Below are 10191 nucleotides of genomic sequence, written 5' to 3'. Positions count from 1 at the left end.
CAGTAAACAGTAAACAGTAAACAGTAAACAGTAAACAGTAAACAGTAAACAGTAAACAGTAAACAGTAAACAGTAAACAGTAAACAGTAAACAGTAAACAGTAAACAGTAAACAGTAAACAGTAAAAAGACAGTAGGAAACTGCTATTTAATACTGCACACTTAAAAACTTACATCTGATAACTGATAACTGATAACTGGTAACTGATAACTGATAACTGATAACTGATAACTGATAACTGATAACTGATAACTGATAACTGATAACTGATAACTGATAACTGATAACTGATAACTGATAACTGATAACTGATAACTGCGTAGGGGAATTTTTAGTACAAATGCTCAAAATTCCTCTCCCTGCTCCCTTCTTCGGTGCAGTCTTAACGAGTAATTTAGATAGGGTTTACTGATGATTTTTCCAGAAAAATCAAGAGAGCCATCTTTTTTCTAACCATGCCAGGACACTTTTAACATCCGCCACTTTTTCTCCTTCAGGTACAGGTGGACGTTGTATCATTACCACGATTATTCCCAAATCTCTAGCGGCGATAATTTTGGCGTAAGTGGCATCACCGCCGCTATTTTTACTCACGATCGCCCCAATCTTATATTCTTGCAAAAGAGAGCGCTCTGACTGTAAGGAAAAAGGCCCCCGTGCCAACAATAATTTTCCAACCGGTACGATGGCATCCGCTGCCGGTGGGTCGATCATCCGCATCAAAAACCAGATATTGTTTAAATGTGCATAACTTGCCAGTTCTTGCCGACCAATAGTGAGAAATATCCGCAGCGCTAACCCTGGTAAAATATTCGCCGCTGCTTGATTGTTTTCTACTTCAATCCAATTATCTCCAGATACTTTTTCCCAAGCTGGACGACTTAAGATTAATCGAGGAATACCACAATCCGAGGCGGCTTGAGCGGCATTAAAGGAAATTTGTGCGGCAAAGGGATGGGTGGCATCAATTAAACAATCAATGCGTTCTTGACGCAGATAATTGGCTAACCCAGTGGCACCACCAAACCCCCCCCTGCGAGAAGGAGTTGTGAGAGTAATCGGTTCTCTCGTGCGACCGGCCAAAGAAGCGATGGCATCTATACCCGGAATTGCCGCAATTTTAGCCGCTAATGCCGCCGCTTCCCCCGTTCCCCCTAAAATCAGCACTTTTTTATTTTTAGTCATCTAGCAATTGCCAAAAGGTTAACTAATTTTCCATCTTCCTATCTTCCCTTGCAAAGGAAGGAGATTTGACGGGGTTAGCTTCTCGCCTGAAGAAACTCTCTACTGGCGCTTAGAAATTAGTTGAATCGAAACATCTGATCGGTTGATTGGGTTGGTTGGTGGCAAAATTTTGCCGGGGTTTTCAACCCAAATTTTCGATAAAGGTGAAGTATAATCTGACTGGGAATCGTCTCCTGTCTCTCCTATCCCCAACCCGAAAACCTTATACCTCACCATTAAGATAACTGCTCTAAAAAAATAGCAAACTAAGAAAATTTTTCCTTTGCTACTTTTGCCGTGAACAACTATGTTAAAGAAAGTCAATTATCTGCGATCGCTATCCTGTTTCCTCGCTATAATCCTCTGGAGTAGTCCTCTAGGGATTAACCCTAGCCTCGCGGTCAATAATAACTGTCAACTGTCCGAATCGGAAATCAAACAACAAGAAAATCTGCGTCAAACTTCCCCCCAAGAATATAACATTTTATTGCAGAAATATGCTGAACAATTGCGCTTTTGTCGTTCCCGACACTGGTTACAGGAACAGGCGATCTGGTTACGTCTCTACTCCTGTGATACCCGTCCCGGATCGATAGAAAGTATCCTCGATCGCATCGTGGCCAAAGGTTATAATACAGTTTATCTGGAAGTTTTTGCCGATGGTCAAGTCTTATTACCTCCTAACAATAATCCCACCGTTTGGGATAGCGTCATTAAAAATCCGGGTGCGGGAAATGTGGATTTATTAGCACAGGCGATCGAACAGGGACATAAACGCGGTTTAAAGGTTTATGCTTGGTTATTTAGCCTCAATTTTGGCTATGCTTATAGCTTAAAACCCGAGCGACAGGAGGTGTTAGCACGCAATGGTAAAGGACAGGATAGCACCTCTTTTGTCGATGATCGATCCCAAACTTTTGTCGATCCCTACAGTAATCAAGCGCGACAGGATTATTTAATTCTCCTAGAAGCCATTTTACAACGTCGTCCCGATGGAGTTTTATTTGATTATATTCGCTATCCCAGAGGAACAGGAGTCGATTCCGTGGCTGATAATGTCCAAGATTTATGGATTTTTAGTCCGGCATCCCGACAAGCTTTAATTAATCGAGGATTGAATAATAAGGGCAAATTTTTAATCGATCGCTATCTGACTCGCGGCAAAATTTCCCCCCATGATATCGTCGAAGCCGATCGCCTTTATCCCCAAGAAACCGCCCCTCTTTGGCAGGGTAGAATCCCCTTAGAAGAGGAGATGAAACAATCAGTTAAAAGTCGTTTTGATCGCCTCAAATTAGAACTTTGGTTCCTAGCGGTTGCCCATGCTGCCCAGGGTGTAATTGATTATATTAGTTATTTTTCCGCCCTAGTGGAACGTCAGGGAATTCCCGCCGGGGCAGTGTTTTTTCCCGATGGGAATCGTCTTGTGGGTAATCAAGGTTTTGATTCCCGGTTACAAGCTTGGGATAGTTTTCCCCCTTCCCTAGAATGGCATCCCATGTCCTACGCTAATTGTAACGATACTACCTGTGTGGTTAATCAGATCAAAAGAGTAGTGGCAAGCAGGGGAAATCAAACTGCTGTTATCCCAGCTTTAGCGGGTTTATGGGGACAACCCTATAACAATCGTCCCTCCTTAGAAGTGCAAATGGAAGCGATTCGCCTAGCTTTTCCCAGCATAGATAGTATCAGTCATTTTGCTTTTTCTTGGCAAGAACCACAATTCGATCGAGCCAGAAGATTTTGTCATAAGTAACCGCATTTACACCTCCACTTTCACTTCCTCTGTCTCTGTTTTTTCCTGTGGTGGGGGAACTATCAAAGGCGGCAGTTCTGGTTCGGCGGTGTTGAGAGTCGGCGTAATATCGACGTAGTTAATCACCGCCCCTAAAATTTTCACTTCCGCTTCTGTTAACTGGTCAGTTGCTTCACTCAAGAGACTAGAACGAGTTATCGCCTGGCGCGTTACCAGAATAATCCCGTCCGCTAGTTCTTCTAAGAGCAGCGCATCATTACAGCTAGACAGAGAAGGAGTATCCACAATCACCAGATCGAAACGGCCGCGAGAATCTTTGAGAATTAATTGTAATTCGCTCGATTCAATGATAGCTGCCGCTTGTTTTTGCGGACCGGGACTAGGCAAAATGGAAAGGTTTTCTATATTTGGGGCCAGCCGGATCGATTTACTTTTTGCCCCGTAGTAAAGTAGGGGTTCTCGGAAAGAATTGGGATCGGGAGTGACTCCGATTTCTTCGGCTTTAGAAAGACTTCTCAGATCTCCTTCGACTAACAGAGTCCGTCGGCCCGCTAAAGCCGCAGCGATGGCCAGATTATAGGCAGTGGCGGTTTTCCCCTCTCCGCCAGTAATGCTGGTGACAACAACCACTTTCACCGTTTCGCCGCCGCCAACAAGTCGCAGGGTACTGCGTAAACGTTCGTAGTAGGGGAGATAATTGGCATTAGCATCGGCGAGAATCGGATCGATTTCCTCGCCCTCTAAATTCCGGACAATGGGCAATTGTCCCAAGAGTAGTATATCCCGACTAACCAAAGCTTCCCGCAATTCTTGGGGACTGTGCAGGCGATCATCGATCACTGCTAACAGGAGAATCGTACCCAATCCGGCTAAAGTTCCCAAACCAGCACCCACCAAGAGAATCAAGGTACGATTCTTGCGGTTAAACACCTGTTCGATCGCTTGAGCAACTGGCGGTTGGGCGACGGTGAGACTACCCACGGTTTCCGCTTCTGCAGCCTGAGCATCCACCAGAGCATTGAGAATATTCTCGTAGATACCCCGTTGAAAGGCGACGGCTTGGGTTAAACGAGCTTGCTGTAGCTGTTTATCGGGGAATTTCTCGTATTGGGAGCGTAATTGCTGTTCCTGAGTCACTAAGGATTCTAATTGTTTCATTAAACCCTCGCGCTGGGTTTGCAGGGTGACTAATTGAGCCGCTAGTTGTTGACGGGTGGCATCGAGATTACTTTGCTGACGGATGCGACTGCTGGGAAGATCGGTAAGGACACCATCTTTTCCGATCACCTCGACGGCTCTTTTTTGTAAGAGAGATTCGTTAACTTGCTGTTGTTTGCGTAATTTAACTACGGTGGGATGTTCGGGGCGTAAATCCTTCTGTAGTCGCTCCAATTGGGTTTCCGTGTCCAATATCTGCGCTCGGATACTGGCAATAATCGGGTCGGCACTAAGGGCCGAGGAGGTGTAAGCTTGATCGGGGGTTAAATCGAGTTGTTTACTCAGACTATTAATCTGTCCTTGAATACCTTGCAGTTCTAGGCGAATTTCTCGCTGTTGCTGTTGACTACTGGTGATCGCGGTGAATAAACTCCCATCTTGAATCGCCAATAAATCTGAACCCTGGGTACTAATGTAGCGATAAAACTTTTCTTCGGCTCTGGTTAAATCTTTTTGGACTTCGTTAAGTCGGACACTGAGAGCTTCTATGCGGGCCCGTAACTGGGAAGTATTCAGCCAGCGACTGTATTCCACCATTTCCTTCATCAAGGTTTCGAGAATTAACTCCGCCTTGGCCTGGGAGTCGGCCGTTAACTCTAAAAGTATCTCTTGGGGTTGGTCGGTTCCTGTAGACCGATTGCTATTATTTTTTTGTCCCTCCGCTTCACCGGGGAAGGTGATTTTCAAATCTCGATCGCGAATTTTAACGATCTGTTCCTGATTAAATTGCAATTTTTTGGCGGCATTGAGCAATACCCGGGGAGATAGCAGTAAATCGCGGTCAATAGCCCGCCCTTGTTCTTGCAGTTGGGTTCCTGTACTGGTAAAAGCTGGCGGCGGCACCCGGTAGGCCAATTGTCCCACCGCCCGATAAAAGGTGGGGGGTTTCTCAGGATCGGGTAGGAGAGCAAAGATCACAGAACCGCCTAAACAGACGAGGAAGACGAATATTCCCACAAATTTGTTCTGATCTAGCGAGATGAGAAATCGTTTAACAATTGGTAGAGCCATAGCTTTTTAATATATTCCCAGATTCTTTACATTTTAGCGGTCAAGAGTGATTCTCGCCCTTGAAATCCTAGCTGATGAAGTTGTGTTAAGGAGTGAAGGGAGCAAGTTGCCCCTCAATTATTGGAAGTTATTGAATTGATTGCCAAAGTCGAGAATTGTATTGGTAAAACTGGAAATATCCCGAATGGGTTGGGTAATAATATTAAAAGCGGCGAAAATTTCCCCTAATAGGGTGCGGGTGACAATAATTACGTCTTGATCTTCTAGGGGAACATTTTGGGATATATCTCCCCTAACTGCCGCTATCGGACTCAAAGTTTGACTAACAATTCCCCCTTTGGCACTGTCAAAACGGAGCAGGGACACTTCATTGACATTAATCCGCAGGCGATCGGAAACTGGTAAACTAGCCACCACATCGAGGAAGGTACTGCCACTGGGAATCGAAACATTTCTCAGGGAAATTCCCGAAGGAAGTGAGGGAGCTAAAACCCTGATGGTGATATTCTGCTGGGCGAGGGTGGTTCTAGCCACCAGTGTGCGATTATATCCCGTTTCTTGGCCTACTTCTAGCTTGGAAACAATCACGGCATCGCCCCCTTGCAGACGCATATCTGGCAAGCGTTCCCCTTTAATTAAGGGAGTATAAAGGTCAAGTTTCTCCTCTAATACTGTACCATCGACTAAAACCCGACGGACAACGATCGAACGCAGATCGGCTCTGGGAGTGCCACCCCCCGCCGCCAAAAGTACCTGCGCTAGGGGAGTATTAGGAGCGATACTATAAAACCCCGGTCGCTGTACCTCTCCCAGAATGGTTAACTGGACGGGACGGGCAGTGGTTAAAACAGCAATCACTTCCGGTTCCTCCCGCAAGTATTTTCGCCCCAATTCGAGGCGGATTTTAGTTTGTACTTCGTCTAAAGTCAAGCCCCGCACAGGAATACGCCCTAAAATCGGCACCAGAAAATTACCATCGGGATCCACCGGCCCCGTGGAATTAAATTCGGGAAAATCGGGAACCGAGACACTAATTTGATCGCCGATATCGAGTCGATAGGTCTGAATTTGTCGGGATTGGCGATTATTGGGAGAGTAAACCGGTGGACTGTAGCCGGTAGGGGGAATCGTGTTTTCGGGAAAGGTGGGATTAGGGGGTTGGGGGGGCAAAAATTCCAACCCGGCTCCGGGTTGAGTCTGGGGTATGGACAAAGGACCCTGGGCCTTGAGTCTCTCGGAGTGAATTACCCATAAGAACCCTGTCAGACTCAACCCTGATAAGGCTATAGCCCCGGTTCTGAATAAACTAACTGGCAAAAACTTGTTGAGCATTGCTGGAATCATACAGATATATCAATTTATTTTCTGAGAGTTATCTAGTGGGAGAGGAACAAAGAAGCTATTAAGGACTAGAAAAGTGCCTTGAGCTAGTTTTTTTTAAACAGATAGTTGGGAGCAGAAAAACTACTTTTCTTTTTTGGTCTCAGGCAGAGAAGTTAATTGACTTAAGACATTTTGTTCTAAGTTACTTTGAACTTCCTTGGCGAGATTGAGAGCAAAGGGAGTGAGAGTTTGCAGTTCTTTGGTCGGTTCTAAGGGAATCACCAAGGAAACGGCTATCCAGGGTACTCTCTGTCCTTTTAATTGCGCCCATTGGTCAAGCCAATACCACACCGAGGGATCGTAATGACCACCACCTAGCCAAGCATACCATTGCACCACGGCAAAGGTGTTTTGTGTCCAGGCACGATAGAATCTAGCCGTGGCCTTTCCTCCCGACCGGGTGGGAATTGATAGCTCGGTTGTTTCCTCCTGATTCCAACGACTAATCGAAGTGATATCTGACCATTCTAATCCTGGTTGATTTTTATAGTATATCTGTGGCTTTAAAAGCACGGTGATCCTCTTGCCTTCAGGACTTTCCACCACTTGTACCGACCATTTTCCCTCACCGATTTTTCCTTGCTGCTGGTCGATGGTTTTCAGGTCAGAGAACTTGATTCCCGATTCTTGTAGGGCCAGCATTTTCTGCATATTACTGATTCTCGGTTGATCCACCCAAGACCACTGGCCAGAAATTAAATTGGGCAGGATACCCCCTAAAATCAATAGCAGCAGCAGGCACAACAGCAGTAAATAATTACCCGGGAGCTTTTTTTTGAGTTTATCTAACACTAAAGTTACCTCGGCTGGAATTTTTTGACTAATCATCCTGGTTAACTTCCTCTTGAGCTAGGGACTTTTTCTTAACCGCCTCGCGATACTGCATGATTTGGAAGACCAAAAGGATCAGTAATAACATAAAGACCGAGTATAAATCACCCCCCCAGCTATCGTGGAGTAATTTGAAGTTTTCGTCCTGTCCTGTGCCGTGAAACCAAGCTAAAAGCGCGTTACGAATAATATTAGCCCCGACACTAATTCCAAAGGCACTGAGGAGCATAAAGCGGGTTTTACGACCGTTTTCGATAGTATCAGTCCAATGGAGCAGCAGCAGCGTGACGTAAAGACTGGTAAATAACATTTTCAGCCCCGCACAGTAGGGAGCGACTTCCACTATCCTACCTTCTACCGCTACATAGATACCGTCAACGGAGACATCTAAGCCTGCTTGCTGGAGAATAAAACCAGCGCAAGCGGCAATAAAAACCTGTAGGGGTAGGGTATAGGGAGCAATCAGGTAGGGGATAGGATTAGGAGTCGCTAAGGCTGTTAAAAGTAGGGGAAATCCCTGTAATTTAAAACCTTCTGTTCCTTTTAACCAGAGACAGATTCCCGCTAAAATAATCGGAAAAGACATACTAACCCAAAGAGAGGAACCGAGGAGATAAAAAATCGCTCCTAGGGTTAACAAAAACGCTCCGAGGGGGTGGGAGCGATCTTCGAGGCGTTGCCATTTTTTGCGATTCTGCCAGACAATATAGGCGGCGTAGGGAAGGCCAATCAAGCCGTGGCTAAAGTATTCGTGTTCGATGCTGATCGATTTATTCAGCCAACCATCGTACCAGTGAAAGATCACCGGACCATAGATAACCGCCAAGAAACCGATAATCAGCCAAGATTGCCGATTTTTGTGGGAGACGGGGGACAAGGAAGGACTAACACCCATAGGACGGAGCGATTTAGTGACAAATTCTGAATTTATGTTACCCGATGATCGCAGTGATCTGTTCAACAACGATGTCAATCTGCTCCTCGCTGATGCCGGGGTACATGGGGAGAGAGACAATTTCTTCACAGAGAGTCTCTGCATTAGGAAAGTCTCCCTGTTGATAACCCAGGTAGCGATAGGCCGGTTGCAGATGACAAGGAATCGGATAATGAATGCCGGTTTGAATACCGACGGCAGTTAATTTTTCTTGTAGTTGTTGGCGATCAACGGGACAATGGGGGAGAATGCGAATAACGTAGAGATGATAGACATGACCAGTCTCGGTTTCGTCTCGTACGGGTAAAATGCCTTTATCGGCTAAAGGAGCCAAAAGCCTGTCGTATTGTCTTGCCGCTCGATGACGGGAGCGATTCCAGCTTTCCAGATGGGGTAATTTAATGTTTAAAATGGCGGCTTGTATGCTATCCAAACGGCTATTAGTGCCGATATCGGTGTGGAAATACTTGCTCGGTGCGCCATAATTTCTTAAACTGCGGGCTTTTTGGCTAATTTCGGGATCATTGCTCACTAACATTCCGCCATTGCCAAAAGCACCCAAATTTTTACTGGGATAAAAACTAAACCCGGCCGCTACACCGACACTGCCGGCGCGATAACCTTCTCTACTGGCTAAATGGGCCTGGGCCGCATCTTCAAAGATAATCAGATTATAGCTGCGGGCAAAATTCTGTAATTGTTGGGGTGATACCATCTGTCCGTACAGGTGTACGGGGAGAATGGCGCGGGTGTTGGGGGTAATTCTTTGAGCAGCCGCCGCGAGGTCAATTAGGGCCGTATCGAGGTGACAATCAACTAAAATCGGTTTGGCCCCCGCTTGCACAACACCCATGAGGGTAGCGACAAAGGTATTAGCGGGGACTAGCACTTCATCCCCAGCACCGATGCCGTAAGCTTGTAAAGCCAGGGTAAGAGCAGCAGTGCCAGAAGCTACTCCCACAGCATACTCGACTCCGCAAGCTTGGGCAAAGGCGGTTTCAAATTCGGCTAAAGCTTGGCCTAAAACAAAATCTCCCCGGTCGATAACTGTTTGGATTGCCTCGGTAATTTTTGCTTGTAGGGGCTGGTTTTGCCAAGTCAAATCGACAAAGGGAACTTTGATTAAACTGAAATTCATCTAGTGCTTGTTTATGGAGATATTATTAAGTGTCAACAGACTAGCATAGATTTGAGCAAGTTGGCTAGATTCCTATTCAGGGGATTTGGCCTTGACTTGGCCAAAAGGATCAAGTTGACTGCCTAGCTATTTATTTTTGCCGCCAAACTTTGACGATAATTCCTAGGCAGAGGAGAATATAAGCAGAAGTTAATAAACCGTTCCAGTATAAAAGGCGAAAACTCAAGGTTTGGTCGCTGAAAGTAGCCCCAGTCCAGAGGAAAGCGTAAAAAAGTAGCCATCCTAGCGTTAAATTCAAGGATAAGCGACTAATTTGCTGTTCTTTTCCCTTTCCTTCTCCTCGATACCATGTCCAAGCGGAGGGAATCACTCCTAGAAAGGGGATTAGATATAACATTAATTGCAGGCGCTCTAATTTGCGATCGCCGAAAGGATCGTGATTAATCATGGTATTTGTCCGATAGAACTGGTTATTTTGACATCCTCACCGCCGTAAACGGACGGTGATTCCCAAACCTCACGATTTGGGTTTCTGCTTCTTTCCCGAAGGATTTTTCGCACCTGCCTTAACAGATTTACTCTGTTCTGGTCTTATGGTCGCTCTACAGACTGACACCGCAAGTCCTGCGGCCAAAATATTTTTACTAGCGTTAATATCTCGGTCATGGTGTGTCCCACAGCTTGGACAGTCCCATT

General features: G+C 45.7%; 9 protein-coding genes. 1 reads left to right on the top strand and 8 read right to left on the bottom strand.

Going from position 1 to position 10191, the window contains the following annotated elements; translation table 11 throughout:
- Nucleotides 1–429 precede the first annotated feature (429 nt).
- Entirely contained in the window at nucleotides 430–1185 is a 756-nt protein-coding gene (locus IM479_RS07085; RefSeq protein WP_287687191.1) for a cobalt-precorrin-6A reductase, read from the bottom strand.
- 346 nt (nucleotides 1186–1531) lie between these two features.
- Here IM479_RS07085 and IM479_RS07080 point away from each other — a divergent pair, with 346 nt between their 5' ends.
- A complete protein-coding gene (locus tag IM479_RS07080) occupies nucleotides 1532–2980 on the top strand; it encodes a family 10 glycosylhydrolase (protein WP_287687189.1) in 1449 nt (482 codons plus the stop codon).
- A 6-nt stretch (nucleotides 2981–2986) separates the two neighbouring features.
- Here IM479_RS07080 and IM479_RS07075 read toward each other — a convergent pair whose 3' ends face one another.
- From IM479_RS07075 to IM479_RS07045, 7 genes are all read right to left on the bottom strand, one after another.
- On the bottom strand, nucleotides 2987–5209 hold the full coding sequence (locus IM479_RS07075; protein WP_287687187.1) for a GumC family protein: 2223 nt from the start codon (nucleotides 5207–5209) through the stop codon (nucleotides 2987–2989).
- 117 nt (nucleotides 5210–5326) lie between these two features.
- A complete protein-coding gene (locus IM479_RS07070; RefSeq protein WP_287687195.1) occupies nucleotides 5327–6541 on the bottom strand; it encodes a polysaccharide biosynthesis/export family protein in 1215 nt (404 codons plus the stop codon).
- Nucleotides 6542–6673: 132 nt separating this feature from the next.
- On the bottom strand, nucleotides 6674–7420 hold the full coding sequence (locus tag IM479_RS07065) for a cyanoexosortase B system-associated protein (protein ID WP_287687186.1): 747 nt from the start codon (nucleotides 7418–7420) through the stop codon (nucleotides 6674–6676).
- A complete protein-coding gene (crtB, locus tag IM479_RS07060) occupies nucleotides 7413–8318 on the bottom strand; it encodes a cyanoexosortase B (RefSeq protein WP_287687185.1) in 906 nt (301 codons plus the stop codon). Before crtB ends, IM479_RS07065 begins: the two co-directional genes overlap by 8 nt.
- A 37-nt stretch (nucleotides 8319–8355) precedes the next feature.
- Nucleotides 8356–9495: a DegT/DnrJ/EryC1/StrS family aminotransferase gene (locus IM479_RS07055; protein ID WP_287687183.1), complete on the bottom strand. Its 1140-nt coding sequence runs from the start codon at nucleotides 9493–9495 to the stop codon at nucleotides 8356–8358.
- Nucleotides 9496–9625: 130 nt separating this feature from the next.
- The gene (locus IM479_RS07050) at nucleotides 9626–9943 is read right to left on the bottom strand and encodes a hypothetical protein (RefSeq protein WP_287687182.1); all 318 of its coding nucleotides are present in this window, start codon (nucleotides 9941–9943) and stop codon (nucleotides 9626–9628) included.
- Nucleotides 9944–10012: 69 nt separating this feature from the next.
- On the bottom strand, nucleotides 10013–10191 hold a 179-nt coding region (locus IM479_RS07045; RefSeq protein ID WP_287687193.1), incomplete at its 5' end, for a zinc ribbon domain-containing protein.

The sequence above is a fragment of the Microcystis sp. M165S2 genome (assembly GCF_020245885.1).
Taxonomy (GTDB): domain Bacteria; phylum Cyanobacteriota; class Cyanobacteriia; order Cyanobacteriales; family Microcystaceae; genus Microcystis.
The sequence above is the reverse complement of the archived record's forward strand: the minus strand, read 5'-3'. Positions and strand labels throughout refer to the sequence as shown.

Coding starts and splice junctions, on each gene's coding strand:
- IM479_RS07085 (WP_287687191.1), bottom strand. CDS start 1,185: ATGACTAAAAATAAAAAAGTGCTGATTTTAGGGGGAACGGGGGAAGCG.
- IM479_RS07055 (WP_287687183.1), bottom strand. CDS start 9,495: ATGAATTTCAGTTTAATCAAAGTTCCCTTTGTCGATTTGACTTGGCAA.
- IM479_RS07050 (WP_287687182.1), bottom strand. CDS start 9,943: ATGATTAATCACGATCCTTTCGGCGATCGCAAATTAGAGCGCCTGCAA.
- IM479_RS07080 (WP_287687189.1), top strand. CDS start 1,532: ATGTTAAAGAAAGTCAATTATCTGCGATCGCTATCCTGTTTCCTCGCT.
- IM479_RS07065 (WP_287687186.1), bottom strand. CDS start 7,420: ATGATTAGTCAAAAAATTCCAGCCGAGGTAACTTTAGTGTTAGATAAA.
- IM479_RS07075 (WP_287687187.1), bottom strand. CDS start 5,209: ATGGCTCTACCAATTGTTAAACGATTTCTCATCTCGCTAGATCAGAAC.
- crtB (WP_287687185.1), bottom strand. CDS start 8,318: ATGGGTGTTAGTCCTTCCTTGTCCCCCGTCTCCCACAAAAATCGGCAA.
- IM479_RS07070 (WP_287687195.1), bottom strand. CDS start 6,541: ATGCTCAACAAGTTTTTGCCAGTTAGTTTATTCAGAACCGGGGCTATA.